The 18,547-nt window shown below is 45.4% G+C and carries 20 protein-coding genes, 4 tRNA genes and 1 other annotated feature; of the genes, 15 read left to right on the forward strand and 9 right to left on the reverse strand.

Going from position 1 to position 18,547, the window contains the following annotated elements; genetic code table 11:
- Window positions 1-8 precede the first annotated feature (8 nt).
- Both NQ502_RS14735 and nrdJ read left to right on the forward strand, forming a co-directional pair.
- Complete coding sequence (locus NQ502_RS14735; RefSeq protein WP_028529375.1) at window positions 9-722, forward strand: hypothetical protein; 714 nt, start codon at window positions 9-11, stop codon at window positions 720-722.
- Between the two features lie 144 nt (window positions 723-866).
- Window positions 867-3,209: a ribonucleoside-triphosphate reductase, adenosylcobalamin-dependent gene (nrdJ, locus tag NQ502_RS14740; RefSeq protein ID WP_028529376.1), complete on the forward strand. Its 2,343-nt coding sequence runs from the start codon at window positions 867-869 to the stop codon at window positions 3,207-3,209.
- A gap of 201 nt (window positions 3,210-3,410) precedes the next feature.
- Here nrdJ and NQ502_RS14745 read toward each other — a convergent pair whose 3' ends face one another.
- Window positions 3,411-3,761, reverse strand: a complete 351-nt coding sequence (locus NQ502_RS14745; protein ID WP_028529377.1) for a sporulation initiation factor Spo0A C-terminal domain-containing protein — start codon at window positions 3,759-3,761, stop codon at window positions 3,411-3,413.
- A 180-nt stretch (window positions 3,762-3,941) separates the two neighbouring features.
- Between NQ502_RS14745 and NQ502_RS14750 the strand changes: the two genes are divergently transcribed.
- Window positions 3,942-4,301 carry a hypothetical protein gene (locus NQ502_RS14750; protein WP_028529378.1) on the forward strand — a complete coding sequence of 120 codons (360 nt, stop codon included), beginning with the start codon at window positions 3,942-3,944 and terminating at the stop codon, window positions 4,299-4,301.
- 237 nt (window positions 4,302-4,538) lie between these two features.
- Here NQ502_RS14750 and NQ502_RS14755 read toward each other — a convergent pair.
- Together NQ502_RS14755 and NQ502_RS14760 are read right to left on the reverse strand one after the other, a co-directional pair.
- Window positions 4,539-4,612: transfer RNA gene (locus NQ502_RS14755), tRNA-Met, on the reverse strand.
- A gap of 34 nt (window positions 4,613-4,646) precedes the next feature.
- Window positions 4,647-4,719 (reverse strand) — tRNA-Val (locus NQ502_RS14760).
- 288 nt (window positions 4,720-5,007) lie between these two features.
- Between NQ502_RS14760 and NQ502_RS14765 the strand changes: the two genes are divergently transcribed.
- The 7 genes from NQ502_RS14765 to NQ502_RS14795 all read left to right on the forward strand — a co-directional run bounded on the left by NQ502_RS14765 (window position 5,008) and on the right by NQ502_RS14795 (window position 10,137).
- Window positions 5,008-5,793, forward strand: coding sequence for a peptidoglycan-binding protein (locus NQ502_RS14765; protein WP_242830284.1), 786 nt, complete (start codon window positions 5,008-5,010; stop codon window positions 5,791-5,793).
- A gap of 147 nt (window positions 5,794-5,940) precedes the next feature.
- Window positions 5,941-6,486: a 2-C-methyl-D-erythritol 2,4-cyclodiphosphate synthase gene (ispF, locus tag NQ502_RS14770; RefSeq protein ID WP_028529379.1), complete on the forward strand. Its 546-nt coding sequence runs from the start codon at window positions 5,941-5,943 to the stop codon at window positions 6,484-6,486.
- 51 nt (window positions 6,487-6,537) lie between these two features.
- Window positions 6,538-6,753 (forward strand) — a binding site (T-box leader).
- A 66-nt stretch (window positions 6,754-6,819) separates the two neighbouring features.
- Complete coding sequence (gene cysS / locus NQ502_RS14775; RefSeq protein WP_028529380.1) at window positions 6,820-8,226, forward strand: cysteine--tRNA ligase; 1,407 nt, start codon at window positions 6,820-6,822, stop codon at window positions 8,224-8,226.
- Window positions 8,211-8,630: a Mini-ribonuclease 3 gene (locus NQ502_RS14780; protein ID WP_028529381.1), complete on the forward strand. Its 420-nt coding sequence runs from the start codon at window positions 8,211-8,213 to the stop codon at window positions 8,628-8,630. Before cysS ends, NQ502_RS14780 begins: the two co-directional genes overlap by 16 nt.
- A 4-nt stretch (window positions 8,631-8,634) precedes the next feature.
- The gene (rlmB, locus tag NQ502_RS14785) at window positions 8,635-9,381 is read left to right on the forward strand and encodes a 23S rRNA (guanosine(2251)-2'-O)-methyltransferase RlmB (protein ID WP_028529382.1); all 747 of its coding nucleotides are present in this window, start codon (window positions 8,635-8,637) and stop codon (window positions 9,379-9,381) included.
- 1 nt (window position 9,382) lies between these two features.
- Entirely contained in the window at window positions 9,383-9,979 is a 597-nt protein-coding gene (gene sigH / locus NQ502_RS14790; RefSeq protein WP_028529383.1) for an RNA polymerase sporulation sigma factor SigH, read from the forward strand.
- Between the two features lie 85 nt (window positions 9,980-10,064).
- Window positions 10,065-10,137, forward strand: a tRNA-Thr gene (locus tag NQ502_RS14795).
- A 78-nt stretch (window positions 10,138-10,215) separates the two neighbouring features.
- Here NQ502_RS14795 and NQ502_RS14800 read toward each other — a convergent pair.
- Complete coding sequence (locus tag NQ502_RS14800) at window positions 10,216-10,365, reverse strand: AE-binding protein (RefSeq protein WP_148511946.1); 150 nt, start codon at window positions 10,363-10,365, stop codon at window positions 10,216-10,218.
- A 107-nt stretch (window positions 10,366-10,472) separates the two neighbouring features.
- Here NQ502_RS14800 and NQ502_RS14805 point away from each other — a divergent pair, with 107 nt between their 5' ends.
- The 4 genes from NQ502_RS14805 to NQ502_RS14820 all read left to right on the forward strand — a co-directional run bounded on the left by NQ502_RS14805 (window position 10,473) and on the right by NQ502_RS14820 (window position 13,812).
- A complete protein-coding gene (locus NQ502_RS14805) occupies window positions 10,473-10,988 on the forward strand; it encodes a hypothetical protein (protein WP_028529384.1) in 516 nt (171 codons plus the stop codon).
- Window positions 10,989-11,119: 131 nt separating this feature from the next.
- Window positions 11,120-11,638, forward strand: a complete 519-nt coding sequence (locus NQ502_RS14810) for a ferritin-like domain-containing protein (protein ID WP_028529385.1) — start codon at window positions 11,120-11,122, stop codon at window positions 11,636-11,638.
- Window positions 11,639-11,667: 29 nt separating this feature from the next.
- Complete coding sequence (locus NQ502_RS14815; RefSeq protein ID WP_049898279.1) at window positions 11,668-12,498, forward strand: S8 family serine peptidase; 831 nt, start codon at window positions 11,668-11,670, stop codon at window positions 12,496-12,498.
- Window positions 12,499-13,089: 591 nt separating this feature from the next.
- The gene (locus NQ502_RS14820) at window positions 13,090-13,812 is read left to right on the forward strand and encodes a DUF5131 family protein (protein ID WP_028529386.1); all 723 of its coding nucleotides are present in this window, start codon (window positions 13,090-13,092) and stop codon (window positions 13,810-13,812) included.
- 205 nt (window positions 13,813-14,017) lie between these two features.
- Here the strand turns inward: NQ502_RS14820 and NQ502_RS14825 are convergent, their stop codons facing one another.
- The 5 genes from NQ502_RS14825 to NQ502_RS14845 form a co-directional block, all read right to left on the reverse strand.
- The gene (locus NQ502_RS14825) at window positions 14,018-14,566 is read right to left on the reverse strand and encodes a hypothetical protein (protein WP_028529387.1); all 549 of its coding nucleotides are present in this window, start codon (window positions 14,564-14,566) and stop codon (window positions 14,018-14,020) included.
- A gap of 396 nt (window positions 14,567-14,962) precedes the next feature.
- Window positions 14,963-15,035 (reverse strand) — tRNA-Ala (locus NQ502_RS14830).
- 42 nt (window positions 15,036-15,077) lie between these two features.
- Complete coding sequence (locus NQ502_RS14835; protein WP_028529388.1) at window positions 15,078-15,404, reverse strand: sporulation initiation factor Spo0A C-terminal domain-containing protein; 327 nt, start codon at window positions 15,402-15,404, stop codon at window positions 15,078-15,080.
- Window positions 15,405-15,434: 30 nt separating this feature from the next.
- A complete protein-coding gene (locus NQ502_RS14840) occupies window positions 15,435-15,779 on the reverse strand; it encodes a sporulation initiation factor Spo0A C-terminal domain-containing protein (RefSeq protein WP_148511947.1) in 345 nt (114 codons plus the stop codon).
- Window positions 15,780-16,023: 244 nt separating this feature from the next.
- On the reverse strand, window positions 16,024-16,659 hold the full coding sequence (locus tag NQ502_RS14845) for a DUF3298 and DUF4163 domain-containing protein (RefSeq protein WP_028529390.1): 636 nt from the start codon (window positions 16,657-16,659) through the stop codon (window positions 16,024-16,026).
- A 222-nt stretch (window positions 16,660-16,881) separates the two neighbouring features.
- Here NQ502_RS14845 and NQ502_RS14850 point away from each other — a divergent pair, with 222 nt between their 5' ends.
- On the forward strand, window positions 16,882-18,525 hold the full coding sequence (locus tag NQ502_RS14850) for an ABC transporter substrate-binding protein (RefSeq protein WP_028529391.1): 1,644 nt from the start codon (window positions 16,882-16,884) through the stop codon (window positions 18,523-18,525).
- Window positions 18,526-18,547 lie beyond the last annotated feature (22 nt).

Consider the following 18,547-nt stretch of genomic DNA (forward strand, 5'->3'; position numbering starts at 1 on the left):
TGTGGACTATGAAAGCAATAAGACTGTGTTTTATACAGATGATTCGTTTTATAAGGCGTGATTTGATGCTGTTTGCCGCCTGTTTTGCTCCGGTGCTTTGCGGGATATTTTTCAGATTCGGCATACCCTTTCTGGAGGAGGCGCTCACGGGCTGGCTTTCCAGACCAAGCGTGTTTGCCCCGTACTACGGAGTGCTGGATATGTTTTTTTCCATGCTGTCCCCGGTCATGTTCTGCTTTGTGGCTGCGATGGTAATACTGGAAGAAACAGATGATCATATCACAGGTTATCTGTTTATCACAACGCTGGGGAGAAAGGGATATCTGGCGGCCCGGCTGGGGTTACCGGCTGTGATCTCGTTTATCATCACACTGGTTCTTCTCCCGATTTTCAGGCTGACAAAGTTAAGTGCGTGGGAAATCCTGTTTTTAAGTGCAGGAGGAGTAGTGCAGGGAATTATTATCGCACTGCTGATCGTATCGGTGTCATCAAATAAGCTGGAAGGGATGGCAGCGGCAAAGTTGTCGACACTTACAACGCTGGGAGTTGCGGTGCCTTACTGTGTTCCGAATCACGTACAGTATTTTTTCACACCGCTTCCCTCTTACTGGATTGGAAAAGCAGTTTTTGCGCAGTCAGCCATCTGGATTCTGCCGGCAGTTATCCTGTACCTGGCATGGACCGGAGTTTTGACGAGAAGGTTTCTGAGAAAACTGGTGTAAGGTCAGCCTAAGTGATTTTGTGTTATCCAATTATTTCCCCCTTGATAATCTCCTGCTAATAAGATACTATATATGGTATATTGCGTAAAATCAAATACAAAATATGCCATAAAAAGACAGGAACGTTATCACAGGAGGATGCATATGAACGTAAGAAAGCGAAGTGGAAAGGTTGTACCTTTTAACGAGGATTTTATATCGAGAGCGATTGCACTTGCTTCGGCCGCGGCGGGAGAGATGGACCAGACTATGGTAAAAGAAGCCACTGAGCTTACGGTAAGCAGGCTGAAAGACATGGGGACGGACATTCTGGATATTGAAAAAATCCAGGATACGGTGGAGGAAACGCTGTTTGAGCAGAAATACTACAAAACGGCAAAGGCATATATTCTATACCGGATAGAGAAGGATAAAGAACGTGCCGGCGGGAGCTGGGAAGACGGACTCCTAGACAGAGAATTTCTGAGTACTTATAAACATGCACCGAATCCCATGGAACAACTTGGATCTTTCGTCTATACCCGTACCTATTCCAGGTATCTGCCTAAGTTTGGCCGGCGTGAATTCTGGTGGGAGACGGTGCGCCGCGCCGTGGAGTATAACTGCTCATTGGCGCCAACTTCAAAGGACGAGGCCAGGAAGCTGTATGATAACATTTATCACCTGCGTCAGTTTTTATCAGGGCGGACACTCTGGGTGGGAAATACCCCGGTGGCAGACGCCTATCCCATGGCAAATTACAACTGTGCATTTGAGGTGATTGATGACTTTGGAGCTTATCATGATCTGTTTTATCTGCTGATGGTGGGCAGCGGCGTGGGAGTGAGGGTATTGAAAGAAGATGCCGAAAAACTTCCTAAGATCCGAACGGATATCGAGATCCTGCACAAAGCATACGACGGATGCCCGCCTCGGGACCGACTGGAATTTACAGATCTGACCTTCACGAAGGACACTGCAGTTCTGTCTATCGGAGATTCCAAAGAGGGTTGGGCCCAGGCTCTGAGTCATTATTTTGATATATTGAGCAATCATGAGTACAGTAAGATACGGGAAATTGTGGTAAATTATGATTCGATCCGTCCCAGAGGTGAAAGACTGAAAACCTTCGGGGGGACAGCCAGCGGACATGAATCTATGATGGCCATGCTGGGGAAAATACACAAAGTGATACGGGCGGCAGGAGACAGAGACAAGGCACCGCGGACGCAGCTGCAGCCCATCGATCTGCTGGATATCGCCAACATTATCGGTGAAAATGTCGTCTCCGGGGGCGTACGCAGGACGTCGGAGATCGGCCTGATCGATGCAGATGATCAGGTGTGTATCAAGGCAAAGAGCAATCTGTACCGTCAGATCAACGGACGGTGGGAGCTGGACCAGTCCCTCGCTCACAGACAGATGAGCAACAACTCAATCTATTATAAGAAAAAACCGACCAGAGAACAGCTTCACTGGCATATGCAGCAGATGCGTTATTCCGGGGAGCCGGGATGGATCAATGAGGAGGCCGGAAAGAAGCGCCGGCCGAATTTTAACGGATGCAACCCGTGCGGGGAAGTACTGATGGACAGCCACGGACTCTGTAATCTGACAACGCTCAACGTCATGGGATTTGTTCGGGATGGCAAGCTGGATGAGCAGGCATTGCTGGAGGCGCAGAGGCTGTCAGCCAGGGCCGGATACCGCATGACCTGCCGTGAACTGGAGATACACCGCTGGGATTCCGTACAGAAAAGAGACCGCCTTTTAGGCTGTTCAATGACCGGGTGGCAGGATATGGTCAATGCGACCGGTATGCCTGTGGAAAAGCAAATGGAGCTTCTTGACAAACTGCGCAGGGAGGCTCACGAAGCGGCGGAACAACTCGCAGACAGATTGGGCACAGGAAGACCGCTGCTGGTGACAACCGTCAAGCCCGAGGGGACACTGTCCCTGCTGCCGACAGTCTCGAGCGGGGTTCATTATTCACATTCTCCCTATTATATCCGGAGGGTGCGCATTAATGCGGCAGATCCTTTGTGCCGGGTATGTGAAGAACTGGGGTATCCGGTTCTGCCTGAGGTGGGGCAGAATCCTGAGAACCCGACGACCAAGGTTGTGGAATTTCCGGTAAAGGCACCAGCCGGCAAAGTGAAAGCGGATGTATCGGCTGTAGAGCAGCTGGAAACGTATAAAATGTTCATGGAGCATTATGTGGACCATAACTGTTCTGTCACGATCCACGTGCGGGAAAATGAGTGGGACGATACGGAACAGTGGGTGTGGGATAACTGGGACGATGTGGTTGCTCTTTCATTTTTAAGCTATGATGACAGTTTCTATGAATTATTGCCATACGAAGCCATTACGAAAGAGGAGTACGACGCACGCAAGACGGCCATGAGACCGTTTAATCCATCACTTCTTACAAGGTATGAGTACGAAGAATCGGATTTTGACATTGGAGACTCTGACTGTTCGACTGGGGCGTGTCCGGTCAGATAGTAAAACAGAAAAACATTTTTGTGACAGGTTTTGAATTTGCGTTTAGCGGGATCATTTTTCAAATTGCAGTAGTTCATTCCTGGATCTTATGTATCCCCGCAATGCTTCTGGCGCTCGGGCTGGCGGGTGAGCCCAGGGAAAACGGATAACACAGTGATGCAGCAGCAGTGATATGATGGGATGCGGTATCGAGGCGGCATGTCAGATCATCAGATCCGCAGAAAATCCCATCAGATAACTGCAGAGATAAACAATAAACTCTTTTGGAGTGGGCTTTTCGGTTAAATGACGGCTGGCGATTTGGTCCAGTTTCTCGCGGTTACCGTAATCCCAGCAGTCACAAACAGCCCTGGAAATACTGCGTGAAATCGATTTAACCGGAAGTTCAGTTTCGTCAGATATTAATGGATAAATCTGACGATCAAGGCAAAACCCATGATATATCTGAAAATCGCAGCAATAATACACCGCCAGAGCTAAATGATAATAGCTTTTATGACATGGGTGTCCAGATACTGACTGAATGAGTAATATAATATCTTTTAGTGGCATAACAATCCGTCCTTATATAATTATTTTGTCTATGATATTATACAGAGTTAATGGAAAACAGGAAATAGAAAGACAAAAAACGATAAAATTAGACAAATAAAGAAATGTATTTTACACATACTATATAAAAGTCGGGATGGATGATTGAGAATATCTTCTATTACAACGGGAGACAGTGTTATGACGCCAAAATGGAAACGAATAGATGAGATGAGAACTGAAGATTTTGTCTGTCTGGGATATGTCAGAAAGGAAAATGATATGACCAGTCTTATTCTTGCAAAGTGCAGTGAGGATGCCAAATTTGTGGTGACTAATCATGTGTCAGTAAATATCAGCATAAGAACGCTGCGTCAATACAGCATAGCAGAAGCAGACTGTCCGTTTTTCAAAATTCCGAAAGGATGCCTGTATGCGACATGGATTAAACCTGTTGTCTGTACCATTGTATATGTACCCTCGGAAAGAATCGGGGTTCGGCGGGCGGTATTTAAGGCGATACGTGGTGACAAGAAACCTGAAGAATGCAGGGTGGTATAGATCGGGAGTATGATATACCGCAGAGGATAATGAATGGTATTATTTACCATTTGATTTTTGGCTGAAATCTTTATATAATATAAATGTAGCATAAGACTAGATGAATAATTGCAACCTTGGTATGCTGCGCTATGTGCCCTCGGATTTCCCACCGGGGGCTGTTTTTTTGTTTGGCTATGATCTGAGAGCAAACAATAAAAAACCCGCAAACTCTGAGTTTACGGGTTTTTCTTTGAGTAGCGAGAAAGGGATTTGAACCCCCGACACCACGGGTATGAACCGTGTGCTCTAGCCAACTGAGCTATCTCGCCAAAACATATGAAATTTTACTTTTTTCAAAGTAAGTGGGACCTATAGGGCTCGAACCTATGACCCTCTGCTTGTAAGGCAGATGCTCTCCCAGCTGAGCTAAGATCCCACGGTAATACAGTGGATTCAGACGCTTTTGCTTGTCTCAACCGCAACCTGCTCTGCTATTATATAATTGTAAAAAGAAAAAGTCAATACCTAAATTAAAAAAAATAAAATAATATTTTTAAGTATGATTAACGTGAAAAATGTCAGAAACGCACCCCCTAAAACTATTGGCATATTATGAATTAAGAGAGTATATGCTGTATCTTCAATGATTATGAGAATTTTTATGATAGGTGCGGTGAAAGTATGCTCTCGCAATTTGGAATTTAAATGTTAAGGAGAAAGTATAATGGGCAGAGATATAACGAAATGTCATCCTCGCCTGCAGGAGCTTGCTGCTGAATTAAAAGCAGAGTGTACCAGACAGGGGTATCAGATAGCAATAGGTGAGAGTTTTCGGAGTGTGGCGGAGCAGGATGCGCTGTACGCTCAGGGGAGGACAAAACCGGGTCAGATCGTAACAAATGCGCCGGGCAGTTCCTACAGTTCCATGCATCAGTGGGGGGTAGCATTTGATTTTTACAGAAATGATGGAACAGGAGCGTACAATGAAAGCGGAAACTTTTTTGAACATGTAGGTGCAATCGGAAAATCTCTTGGACTGGAATGGGGAGGAGACTGGACTTCACCGGTGGACCGTCCGCATTTTCAGCTCCCGGACTGGGGCAGTACGCCGTCACGGCTGAAAAGTAAATATGGAAATGTCACTTCTTTTATGAAAACCTGGGGGAATGCCGGCGGAAACATTCCGGCACCGTCGCAGGATAACTGGGTGCTGCGTTTGCAGCAGGAGCTGGTGAGACAGGGATATAATCCTGGTAAGGTGGATGGGATCGCAGGACCGAATACACTGAATGGCTGTCCCACAGTGCGCAAAGGGGCAAGCGGTGGTATAACCAGGCTGATTCAGGAGAAACTGTCTAATGTATATAAAATTGGAATCGGGACTTCCGGAGCGGACGGAATCTTCGGGAAAGATACGGAAGCGGCTGTTATGGAATTTCAAAAGCAAAAGGGTCTGTCAATTGACGGCATTGTAGGCAAAAAGACCTGGCGCGCGCTGCTGGATCTTTAATTATTCCGGTTCAGGAGGTGCATCTTCTTGTCTGGCTTATGCCGGACAAGAGGCATCTGACGGACCTCCGATGTAAAAGTTTGTACAAACTTTGTTTGAAAATCAATGTATGATACGGTATGATAAGAAAAACGGAGGGATAAGCATATGAGAGTAGGAATGGGATATGATGTACACCGGCTGGAGGAAGGACGGAAACTGATCCTGGGAGGCGTTGAAATTCCATATGAGAAAGGCCTGCTGGGACATTCGGATGCAGATGTGGTGGTACATGCCATTATGGATGCACTTTTGGGAGCTGCTGCGCTGCGTGATATCGGAACTCATTTTCCGGATACTGATCCGCAGTACTGTGGTGTTTCCAGCATTATGCTCCTGGAAAAAGTAGGGAAACTGCTGGAGGAAGAGCGGTATATCATTAATAATATTGATGCGACCATCATTGCGCAGAAGCCAAAGCTGATGCCGTATATCGGACAGATGGCAGAAAATGTGGCGCGGGCGCTGAATCTTGAAGCAAATCAGGTGAATATAAAAGCCACGACAGAGGAAGGACTTGGTTTTACCGGACAGATGGAAGGAATTTCATCTCAGGCAATCTGCTCTCTGATACCGGTGCTTGAGCTGGCTGATGAGGACAGGATGAGCGCCAGGCCATGTGAGGGCTGCTGCGGCTGTGTAAAAGATAAATAATGCACAGGATAAGTGTTGACAAACAGCATTTTTTTGCATACACTAAGAGCATAAAAGGCTGAGAACGAAAAGAGTACCTGTTTGAAAACTTTCAGAGAGAGATGGTCATTGGCTGCAAGCCGTCTTAAGGGGAAAAGCAGAGAAGTGCATTCGGGAGCCGGGCGGAAGAACGTTGAGTATGCCGCCACGCAGGCAGGCGTTATCTGTATGAAAGTGGAGAGGATATCTCTCTATAAGAGTGGAACCGCGGATTACTTCGTCTCTTGTCTGAGACGGAGTTTTTTTAGTTTAATAAACAGTTGATGAATAAGATGAAGAAGAAGGAGAATAAAGATGAAGCTGTATAATACGCTGACGAAAAGCAAGGAAGAGTTCGTACCGCTTACCGAAGGAAAGGTCAGGATGTATGTGTGCGGACCAACGGTATATAACCTGATCCACATTGGAAACGCACGTCCTATGATCGTGTTTGACACAGCGAGACGTTATATGGAATATAAAGGATATGAAGTGAACTTTGTATCCAATTTCACTGATGTTGATGATAAAATTATCGCAAAAGCGATTGAAGAAGGCGTTGATTCGGAAGTGATCTCGACACGATACATCAAAGAGTGCAAGAAGGATATGGAGGCGATGAATGTCAGACCCGCGACAACACATCCGCTGGCAACGCAGGAAATTGACGGCATGATCGATATGATCCAGACACTGGTTGACAAAGGCTACGCATATAACGCGGATGGGACCGTATATTTCAGAACCAGAAAGTTCCAGGAGTACGGAAAACTTTCACATAAAAATCTGGATGATCTGCGCAGCGGAGGCCGTTCCCTGCTCGTGACAGGGGAAGATTCCAAGGAAGATCCGCTGGATTTTGTGCTTTGGAAGCCAAAAAAAGAAGGAGAGCCGTCCTGGCAGTCGCCATGGGGCGACGGGCGTCCGGGCTGGCATATCGAATGTTCCGTTATGTCCAAAAAGTATCTCGGCGATGAAATCGATATCCATGCGGGAGGGGAGGATCTTGTATTTCCCCACCATGAAAATGAGATTGCGCAGAGTGAGTGCTGCAACGGCAAGATATTTGCCAGATACTGGCTGCATAATGCGTTTCTGAATATCGACAACCGCAAAATGTCAAAATCACTTGGCAATTTCTTTACCGTCCGTCAGATCGGTGAAAAATACGATCTTCAGGTACTGCGCTTCTTTATGCTGAGCGCCCATTACAGAAGTCCGCTGAATTTCAGTGCGGATATCATGGAGTCCTCTAAGAATGCGCTGGAACGGATCGTAACTGCCGTGGATCATTTGAAGACGCTGTGTGATGGCGCCAAAATACACGAGCTGACACAGCAGGAAGAGAAACAGCTGAAAGAGATGAACGAATACCGGGATAAATTTGAACTGGCGATGGATGATGACCTGAATACGGCAGATGCGATTTCAGCAGTGTTTGAACTTGTAAAATTCGCCAATACAACTGCCGGTGAGAACAGCTCTCATGCGTATGCGGCGTCACTGCTGGAGGAGATCAAGTTCCTCTGTGATCTGCTTGGTCTGATCGTCGACAAAAAGGCGGAGAACCTCGATGAGGAGATCGAAGCGCTGATCGAAAAACGGCAGGAAGCCAGAAAAGCCCGCGATTTCAAACTGGCAGATGAGATCCGTGACCAGCTGCTTGCGCAGGGAATCATTCTTGAGGACACAAGAGAAGGGGTAAAATGGAAGAGAGCTTAAGTTACCTGAAAGAACAATTTCAGCTGGCGGATATTGATGTGCGGTCATATTCGCCGCTGTCACTGGCTTATATCGGTGACAGCATTTATGACCTTCTGATCCGGACGATTATTATGAGCGAGGGTAATCTGCCGGTTCAGAAAATGCATAAAAAGGCCAGCGGGCTTGTCAAGGCACAGAAGCAGGCGGGTATGATGGACAGGATCCTGCCGCTTCTGACGGATGAGGAAGCCAGTGTGTTCAGAAGGGGAAGGAATGCAAAGCCACATACAGTCGCGAAGAATGCCTCAGTGTCGGATTACCGCAGGGCTACGGGGTTTGAAGCCCTGATGGGGTATCTGTATCTGTCAGGAAATATAAAAAGGATGATTGACCTGATGAAAGCAGGTCTGGAGGAAAAATAAAAATATGGAAAATCGTGAGTTTGAGGAAAATAAAATAGAGGGGCGCAACGCGGTTCTTGAAGCCTTCCGTGCCGGGCGCAGTGTAGACAAACTGTTTGTCCTCGATGGAAATCAGGACGGGCCTGTAAGGACGATCATAAGGGAAGCCAAAAAACAGGATACGATCATCAATTACGTTGCAAAGGAACGGCTGGATCAAATTTCTGAGACAGGGAAGCATCAGGGTGTGATTGCATATGCCGCATCCTATGTATACAGCAGCGTGGAGGCGATGCTGGAGCTGGCCAGGGAAAAAGGCGAGCCGCCATTTCTGATACTGCTTGACAACATTGAAGATCCACATAATCTGGGAGCAATTATCCGTACAGCAAATCTGGCAGGGGCACACGGAGTGATTATCCCTAAGAGACGGGCGGTCGGACTGACAGCGACAGTCGCTAAGGCTTCGGCGGGGGCGCTGAACTATACCCCCGTTGCAAAGGTGACAAATCTGTCGGCGGAGATCGATCAGCTGAAAAAGGAAGGTCTCTGGTTTGTCTGTGCGGATATGGGAGGGGAATCCATGTACGATCTTGATCTGAAAGGGCCGATTGGTCTTGTGATCGGAAGCGAAGGAGAAGGTGTCAGTCGTCTTGTAAGAGAAAAATGTGATTTTGTGGCTTCCATACCGATGAAAGGAGACATTGATTCGCTGAATGCTTCGGTTGCTGCCGGAATTCTTGCTTTTGAAATCGTCAGACAGAGAGGTTAAGATGAAAAACTTTGACGAGTTTACGGATGAAGAGTTATTAGAACGAATAAATCATCATGATGGGAAAGTGGAAGAGTATCTGCTGAATAAATACAAGCCGTTGGTCAGGAAGAAAGCCAGGGCGATGTATCTGGCAGGCGGTGATACGGATGACCTGATACAGGAGGGCATGCTTGGCCTCTTTAAGGCAGTGCGTGATTTCCGCCCCGGAAAGGCAGCCTCTTTTTCTACATTTGCCCAGATCTGCATTGAGCGTCAGCTGTACAACGCCATTCAAAGCTCTAAAAGGCAGAAGCATCAGCCGCTGAATTCCTATGTTTCGCTGAGTGATGAAGAATTTGCATCTCAGCTTATCCAGCTTTCTGTACAAAATCCGGAAGCGATCATCATAGATCAGGAAAGCACTGCAGGAATTGAGAAAATGATACAGTCAGCACTCAGTGACTTTGAGAACCAGGTGCTCAAACTGTATCTGGAAGGTGCAGATTATGTTCAGATTTCTGAAAAGCTGGATCGTTCTGTTAAATCTATCGACAATGCATTGCAGCGCATCCGTCAGAAAGTCAAAGCATGTGTGACCGGGACAGAAAAAACCTGATGACGTCACGCGAAATTACTGCAATTTCCGCTTGACATCAGTCTCGGACTTTGTTAAAATTACTAATCGTAGCGGAACGTTACGCGCTGCAGTAGCTCAGTAGGTAGAGCGCAACATTGGTAGTGTTGAGGTCACGGGTTCGATTCCCGTCTGTAGCTTATGGATAAGTCTCCGGAATGCTGATTTTATCAGTGTTTTCGGAGACTTCTTGATTTTCTGCAAAGAAAAAGGAGGGGTCAGTCCCCTCCGGTCCCGTCCTTGCGCGGCCGTTCTGATTCCGGCAGCGGATCTGCCGCATTTTTCGGCAGATCCACCTCCGGGATGTTGCCATCGTCGTAATCATCGACAATATCTTTCACTGGCGGGAAAATAGATTGTTTTTCCATGTGTGTATACTCCTTTTTTTCATAGGGTGTACAAAATATTGGCAAGTTATACAGAGTTAAGGAAATTGTGGAATCAAAAGGGAATCAACGGACAGAGGGAGCGTTACATGGATAAAGAATATTTAATGCTGAGAGATGAACTCCTGCATTTAGACACTGTTGTGAATAATACTATTAATTTTTTCTATGTGTTTATTGCATCGTTTATTGCATTTGCCCTGACGCAGGAGGATACGATCTTTATCCTGCTGTCTTATATTGTGATTATTCCTGCATATCTGATTGTTATCAGTAAGATGCAGGGAATTTGTAAAATCGGAGCATATTTAAGTCTGTTTCATGAGGGGGAGAAGTTTAACTGGGAAACAAGAAATATTAAGTTTAACCAGAAACATGTTACTATATTCTCCCATATCGTGTCATCAAACTTCCCGTTTATTTTTGTCAGTGCGGCTGCTGTCATCCTGTTCATGTATCGCACTCAATGGGATAAGCTTCCTCAGGTTTATGAGGAATGTAAGCTGTGCTCTGCAATTGTTCTGTTTTTGGTGGTACTGGTGCTTGCATATAAAAACAGGAATATCAATACAAATGATTACATAAAAAAATGGGAAGACATATAAAAAATACCTGGAACAGCCATTGGATTGAGTGAGATGCTTCTCAGGCTGATGACTGTTTTTTCTTTGTGTCATATTGTCCAGCTCTCATCAATAGATATAGGGTAATGATATCTTTTATCAGGAGGATGGAAATGAGTGAAGGCAAATGCAGTGAGTGCATCTACAAGGCGGAGGGTCCGTATCCGAAAGTACAGGTAAAAGAAAGAAATGCAGCGTATGCCCGCGAGATGCTCAGCAATATGGCTGATATTGCGTCAGAGATAAGTGATGTCTCACGGTACTTTTACATAGCGGTTATGACGGCACCGAAGTACGGAGAGATTTCAGAATGTTTTCATAATATCAGTATTGTGGAGATGCATCATCTCAATATATTCGCGGAGCTGGCGAGGCAGCTCGGTGCAGACCCCAGACTCTGGTGCGTAAAGAACGGAAGGAGGCGCTGGTGGTCGCCTTCGTATGTCGGTTATCCTCAGGAGCTGAGGGCTATGATAGCAGAATCGGTTAAGGCTGAGAAGGATGCTGTTATAAAGTACTCCAGGCAGGCAAAAGTCATTGAAGATATGAATATTGTTGAAAATCTGCATCGTATTATTAAGGACGAAGAGTGCCATCTTCAGACATTTCAAGAGATGTATGATCAGCTGTAAAACATATAAACCATCCGTGAGGGTGGTTTTTGTTATACTTATATCCTGCCTTTCTTTTTCATGACGGGACGACGCGGATCATTTCTATATGGGATCAGACATTACAGGATGATAAGACGCCGCAGGGTTTTAACTTTGGGTCGGAATTCAGCAGGGAAATGATTAACATTGCGCTCCACTCCGGAGAACCGATGTCTGTTGTTACCACGTTCGATGATAACGGCCACGGTACAGCGATTGCGAGTATCATAGCAGGCAGCCGAAATGAAGAAACTTCTTTTTCCGGTGTCGTTCCGGAAGCTCAGCTTGTTGTGGTTAAACTTAAAAAGGCAAAACAGAACCTTCGGAAGATCATGTGTGTTCCTGATGACGTTTTATGCTATCAGGAGACAGATCTCATGCTGGGAATCCGATACGTATTAAATGTGGCAAAAACCCTGGGGAAACCACTTGTTATCTGCATTGCCATAAGTTCAGCCATGACAGGTCATGAGGCGGCAGGGGCGACAAGCAGTTATATTAATAATCTCGGACAAATGGCACAGGTCAATGTATCTGCTGCCGCGGGAAATGAAGGGAACAACCGCAGGCATTACTATGGCAATGTGACTGAGGCTCCTTTCAGCGAAGAGTTTGAGCTCAAAGTGTCCCGCAAGGACCCGATGTTTGCTTTCCAAATCTGGCCGGATCTTCTGGCAAGGCTTTCAATCCAGATTATATCGCCGAACGGAGAATCCATGCCGATTGTATACCCATCTTTATCCGGATGCGTTGAACATCATTTTGTCTTAAGCACGACAACGATATGGGTTAACAATATACTGCTTGAAGAGGAGAATGGAACGCAGATTATGCACTGACGGTGGGTGCTTATAATCAATACAATGACAGTATTTTGCTGACTTCCGGCAGGGGCTATACGCGGGAGGGACGGGTCAAACCGGATATAGCCGCCCCAGGGTTTGAAATACCATGTGCGATTCCACACAACGTTTTAATGAACAATATGAGTTAATAAAAGGAGAGCTGAGGCAAAAGCCCCGGCAGATATGAAAAAAATCTATATAAATGTAAATTGTTTTTAGGCGAGGTACAACGGCGTTCTCTGAACTTATCTCTGACTTTTATTGCTGCTGCCCTCTTTGTTTATAAGAGAAGTATACAGTACAATTGTGATAGAACTGTGATGCTATTCTTAACAAATAGTGACAAGATGATAAAAGATATATAAAATGCTTAATAAGAATTTTACAATAAGGATTTCATCAGTGCTTTACTCCTCAAAAAATTTGAAAATCATGTCGGTTTTTTACTATAACGTGATGGGATTTTATTATATAATTTATCTGATACCCACCCGGCAGTGGGTACATGAAATCAGGGAATATCGGTACGGGTGGTTTTGGTAAAGCCAAGCACCGATATTATGCACAGAAATAAGGAGGACACCTATGAACTGGGAACCGTGGACGGGCTGCTACAAAATAAGTGACGGCTGTGCAAACTGTTATTTTTATGGGCCGTATGCAAAACGCTATGGTCAGAATACGATTCTGAAAACAGATAAATTCGACTGGCCCATCCGGAGAAATAAAAAGGGCGAATACAACATCAAAGGGGATAAGATCCTCGCTACCTGCTTTGCCACCGACTTTTTCCTGCCTGAAGCAGACGGGTGGCGTGAAGAAGTCTGGGCAATGATCCGGGAACGGACGGACATTGATTTTTTGATTTTGACAAAGCGGATCGACCGCTTCTTGGTATCCCTTCCCGCCGACTGGGGTGAGGGCTATGACAATGTGAACATCGGCTGCACGGTAGAAAACCAGGCGCTGGCTGATTACCGGCTGCCCTTGTTTTTATCCTATCCTATAAAACGGCGTTTCATTGCCTGCGCTCCGCTTTTAGAGGCAATTGACCTGACCCCATATCTTTACGGAGTGGATCATGTTACCGTTGGCGGAGAAACGGGGCGGGCTGCGCGTGAGTGCGATTATGAGTGGGTGCTGAATATCCGGGAGCAATGCGCGGGGGCGGGCGTGACCTTTTGGTTTAAGAATACGGGTTCGCTTTTCAAGCATGACGGCTTCGTGGAAAAAATCAATCCATATCAGCAGACCGGCAGGGCGAAAGAGCTTGGTATTGATATTTCGGACGGAAAAAAGTTGTTTTGAAGGATATTACTGTACAATTTTTTTTCTGAACTTCCGGAAATGGTCGTTCTTATATGATATCATGTCCATGGTCTGCCAAAAACATGTTGTACTTTGTGTAAAGGGCATCGGACATTCGCTTCTGTTTTTGTTTCGTTGATAAAGAGACTCTTTAAGGTGACCAGGCCTTCTGTTTCCAACCGGCTTACAAAAACAATGGACTAATTCAAGTTCTAACATTGAATATCTGACTACAATAAGCACAAGTTACTTCAATATTTCCACGACCTGAAGGCACATTCATTCTTTTTGAGCAGTATGGACATGTTAAGAGCGTTTTTGTATTTTTAGTAGTATTCGTTACAGGATTAACCTTTGTTTTAGTACCGAAAAATAGACCACCAAGCATTAAGATGATACCGCCAATAAGTACGTAACTCCCCCATGCCATTTTTGTCGTATAAAATGCGGTATTACTTTGATAACAGAGAGCTTTTAGTAGAAACAAACCATAAACACTCGTTACAACAGCCATAAATTTTGAAAACGAATTGGATTTTACAATCAAATATAATGTAATGACTGCCATGATGATATAGGCTGCTCCCAATTTGGAAAACCCAATAATCATATTAGAGGCAATGGAGCCTCCCTGCAAAGCGGCCGTTACATCGGAGTAAGTTTCTGATCTGCTGATGGGTAAAAAGGCTGCGGCAAAACATAATACAGCTCCCAAAGCAGCACTTGAAGATTTTTCTGTGTTTTGTGTATCCATATGTTCCCTCCTGATTAAGAATGTAATTATTTATATGTTTAGGATACAATATGTTTTCGCAAATTTGTTTTGGTGTGTATACAAACATTAATCAGGGGAAACATTGCAAAACTACAACTGAGAGTACTGTAAAAATGATGGTATACTATTGAAAAATAGATGTTTTTAGTCTATAATATCTACGTAGCATAAGATTAAGATATTATTTGCAATCATAGTATGCTGCGCTATGTGCCCCCTGGAAGTCCCGCCGGGGGCTATTTTTATTTGCACAAAAAACAGAACCAGCAAATGGCTACGCGAGAATAGTCCCCAAACAAAAAAATATCTGCCCATGAGAGGACAGATATAAAAATAAATTTCCCGAAAACCCGCATAAATACAGACTTTTAACAGTGGAGTATACGGGATTCGAACCCGTGGCCTCAACAATGCGAATGTTGCGCGCTCCCAGCTGCGCCAATACCCCATAAGGGTAGTATAGCACGATACTGAAAAATTTCAATAGAAATTATTTGTCTGTTTCGAGCCAGTGGAAAAGAATTTCAATAAATTCACCAACCGTCGGGCACTGTTCGAGGCGGCAGCCGGAGATCTCATGCAGGAATTCCCTGTTTCCGTGATTCCAGCAGGCGGCGACGACAGTACGCAGGGCGTGCTCAACGCTGCTTCTGCTTTTGCCGTAATGAAGTGCGACATCACTGTAAAGATATTTCCAGATGTGAAGAAGATAATTTTCATCTCTGAGACATAAAGTCATCGCATAATGTAAATAATGATATCCGCAATACGTAGAGCGGATCCCAAGTTTTTGTATTAACTGTGTGATTCTGTCCATGTTACCCTCTCATTTGTAAAACAAATTTGTCTATATTAAATCCGGATACCCTGCGAGATAACTGCAGAGATAGATGATAAGCTCTTTTGGGGAAGGCTTTTCGATCAGATGGCGATTGGCAACCTTGTCAAGGTTAGTGCGATTTCCGTAATCCCAGCAGTCGCAGACGGCACGGGAGATGCTGCGTGAAATTGACCTTACAGGAAGATTGATTTCATTGGAGATCAAGGGATAAATCTGACGTTCGAGACAAATTCCGGAATAGACAGGAACCTGGCAGCAGTAATAGACAGCGAGAGCCAGATGATAATACCCCTTACGGCAGGGATGGCCTGAAATAGACTGAATAAGCAGCATAACGTCTTGTAGGGACACGGTAACTACCTCCTTGATGTAAACATTCTTAAGTATGCTGTAAATTAAAAAAATTTGGTGAAATAAGACAAAATAAGACAATATAAGTCTAAAAAAGACATGTTAATAACAAGAATTACGAAAAAAACAGTTGTTTATAACAATGATTACTGAGCGTTTTTGTCTGCCGGGAATATAGCAGGAACTATCTGCAAATTGAAAAAGGTCACCTTCGGCGGATGACCTTTTCAGCATGTGACACAAGTTATGTTATCAAAAATTCTGGAATACCACTGGCATATGGAGCAATTTCATACTGTTGATAATAAATTACGATGCCTTCCGGTTTCAGGTAAAAATTTTCCGGTCGGAAGTTTTTTCTGAGTAGCTCCGCATAATTGTCGAAATAAGAGGAGGGAGACGTACGCAGGCGCTCTGCAGTCTGGCGTTCAAGCTCCTTAAAAAGTGTTTCCAAAGATGTGGAAACCGGCGGGTAGAAATCAGAGAGCTGGAGCTGTCTGCCGCTGCAGAAATCCCAGGTACTTGATTTGCGCAGAGTTTCCCCGTGAGCGCCGCCCATAAAAGTATACTGATCGAAATATAAACTGGTGATACAGTTTATATTGTACGGAACATGATATTTGACGATCAGCTCATAGCTGTTGAATGGAGGACGATTGCTGGGTATGTATCTGGCATTTTCCACAGCGCGCGGATAGAGTGTCGTTCGGCAGTAGAACTCAAGGTCTTTAGCTGCGGAGGCGTAATATTCATTGATTTCCCGGGCTGCCCTCATCCGGCATGAGGTGGAGAAAGAAGGATAATTAATCTGATAAACAAATACTGGTATATCACGATAATACATTGTGTTTTCCAGCGTCTTATTTGAAATTACCTGCATGTTACCTCCGATTTATATTTTAGGTGCTGCGATACCAACGACCGCCCTGTCCGGGCGGGTGTCTCATGTTTTACAGGTTCCCAGGCCTGTTATCATATTATATTATGACTTTAATCTGAAGATGTGACAAAAAGGAAAAACAAAAAATATCCCCCGGCCGGGCTTGTGGACGATTAGTCAGAGTGTTAATATGTTAACACAAACCGTTGGAAGGAGATTGACATGAAAAAGAGATTATTTGCGCTGTTATGTATTGTTACGATGACAGCAGGGATTTTAGCCGGATGCAGCGGCGGCAGCAAAGAAGGTCCGGAGAATAAACAGGAAGCGGGGGGTGCAGAGAAGACAGATGAAGGCACTTCAGCGGATCAGGAATCTGTCGTTGTGACGATGCCGACGACATCAGAGCCTGAATCCGGATTTGACCCTGCGTACGGATGGGGAGCCGGGGAACACGTGCATGAGCCGCTCATCCAGAGTACTCTGACCACAACAACAAAAGATCTGAAGATTGATAAAGATCTGGCGACAGACTATACGGTCAGCGAGGATGGACTTACCTGGACTGTGAAAATCCGCGATGATGTGAAATTCACAGACGGAGAACCGCTGACAGCAGAAGATGTGGCGTTTACCTATAACAATTGTAAAGAAAACAGCAGTGTCAATGATTTTACGATGCTGAAGGAGGCTGTGGCTGTGGATGAAACAACAGTAGAATTTCATCTGGAAACACCGTTTTCCATCTGGCCTTATACGATGGCGATCGTCGGCATTGTCCCGGAACATGCATATGACAGCAATTACGGACAGAACCCGATTGGGTCCGGACGTTATATCATGAAACAGTGGGACAAGGGACAGCAGGTAATCTTTGAGGCAAATCCGGATTATTATGGTGACGAAGTTAAAATTAAAAAACTGACGGTTCTGTTTATGGATGAAGACGCGGCGCTTGCTGCGGCAATGGCGGGACAGGTGGATGTGGCGCACACTGCGGCTTCCTATGCAGATCAGGACATTTCAGGTTATAGTCTCCTGCAGGTGGCATCTGTTGACAACAGAGGCTTTAATCTGCCGGCGGTACCGGCCGAGGAGAAAGACGGACTGACGGTTGGCAACGATGTTACCTCAGATCTCGCAATCCGCAGAGCGATCAATATCGGTATTGACCGTGAGGAAATGATTGAAAATGTACTGGGCGGTTACGGAACGGCTGCTTACAGCGTATGTGACAAACTGCCCTGGTACAATGCCGACGCGGAAGTGTCTTATGATCAGGAAGCGGCGAAAAAGATTCTGGACGATGCCGGCTGGGCGGAAGGCTCCGACGGTATCCGTGAAAAAGACGGAGTGAAAGCTGAATTCACACTGATGTTCCACCCGGATGACTCAGTTCGCCAGGCATTGGCAGAAGATACGGCTAACCAGCTGAGAGAGATCGGCATTTCTGTCAAAACAGAAGGTGCCGGCTGGGATGTGGCATATGACAGGGCGCTTTCCGAGCCGCTGATGTGGGGATGGGGCGCGCACACGCCGATGGAACTTTATAATATTTATCACACGATGAGTGATACAGGAACTGCAGAGTATTCTCCGTATGCGAATGAAACAGTGGATAAATATATGGATGAAGCACTTCAGGCGGGAAGTCTGGAAGAATCCTACGAACTGTGGCAGAAAGCCCAGTGGGACGGTACTTCCGGCATCACACAGGACGGCGATATTCCATGGATCTGGCTGTGCAATGTGGACCACCTCTATTATGTGAGAGATGGGCTGAAAGTGGCGGAACAGAAGATTCATCCGCACGGACATGGATGGTCTATTGTAAATAATGTAGATCAGTGGGAATGGAGTAACTGACGTTGAAAAGCTACGGTATACG

Origin of the sequence: Ruminococcus gauvreauii, assembly GCF_025151995.1 — a bacterium.
Lineage (GTDB): Bacteria > Bacillota > Clostridia > Lachnospirales > Lachnospiraceae > Ruminococcus_G > Ruminococcus_G gauvreauii.

Coding starts and splice junctions, on each gene's coding strand:
- NQ502_RS14825 (WP_028529387.1), bottom strand. CDS start 14,566: ATGGATACACAAAACACAGAAAAATCTTCAAGTGCTGCTTTGGGAGCT.
- NQ502_RS14810 (WP_028529385.1), top strand. CDS start 11,120: ATGAGTGAAGGCAAATGCAGTGAGTGCATCTACAAGGCGGAGGGTCCG.
- NQ502_RS14780 (WP_028529381.1), top strand. CDS start 8,211: ATGGAAGAGAGCTTAAGTTACCTGAAAGAACAATTTCAGCTGGCGGAT.
- ispF (WP_028529379.1), top strand. CDS start 5,941: ATGAGAGTAGGAATGGGATATGATGTACACCGGCTGGAGGAAGGACGG.
- NQ502_RS14805 (WP_028529384.1), top strand. CDS start 10,473: ATGGATAAAGAATATTTAATGCTGAGAGATGAACTCCTGCATTTAGAC.
- cysS (WP_028529380.1), top strand. CDS start 6,820: ATGAAGCTGTATAATACGCTGACGAAAAGCAAGGAAGAGTTCGTACCG.
- NQ502_RS14745 (WP_028529377.1), bottom strand. CDS start 3,761: ATGCCACTAAAAGATATTATATTACTCATTCAGTCAGTATCTGGACAC.
- NQ502_RS14845 (WP_028529390.1), bottom strand. CDS start 16,659: ATGCAGGTAATTTCAAATAAGACGCTGGAAAACACAATGTATTATCGT.
- NQ502_RS14850 (WP_028529391.1), top strand. CDS start 16,882: ATGAAAAAGAGATTATTTGCGCTGTTATGTATTGTTACGATGACAGCA.
- NQ502_RS14765 (WP_242830284.1), top strand. CDS start 5,008: ATGGGCAGAGATATAACGAAATGTCATCCTCGCCTGCAGGAGCTTGCT.
- NQ502_RS14835 (WP_028529388.1), bottom strand. CDS start 15,404: ATGGACAGAATCACACAGTTAATACAAAAACTTGGGATCCGCTCTACG.
- nrdJ (WP_028529376.1), top strand. CDS start 867: ATGAACGTAAGAAAGCGAAGTGGAAAGGTTGTACCTTTTAACGAGGAT.
- NQ502_RS14735 (WP_028529375.1), top strand. CDS start 9: ATGAAAGCAATAAGACTGTGTTTTATACAGATGATTCGTTTTATAAGG.
- NQ502_RS14800 (WP_148511946.1), bottom strand. CDS start 10,365: ATGGAAAAACAATCTATTTTCCCGCCAGTGAAAGATATTGTCGATGAT.
- sigH (WP_028529383.1), top strand. CDS start 9,383: ATGAAAAACTTTGACGAGTTTACGGATGAAGAGTTATTAGAACGAATA.
- rlmB (WP_028529382.1), top strand. CDS start 8,635: ATGGAAAATCGTGAGTTTGAGGAAAATAAAATAGAGGGGCGCAACGCG.
- NQ502_RS14820 (WP_028529386.1), top strand. CDS start 13,090: ATGAACTGGGAACCGTGGACGGGCTGCTACAAAATAAGTGACGGCTGT.
- NQ502_RS14750 (WP_028529378.1), top strand. CDS start 3,942: ATGACGCCAAAATGGAAACGAATAGATGAGATGAGAACTGAAGATTTT.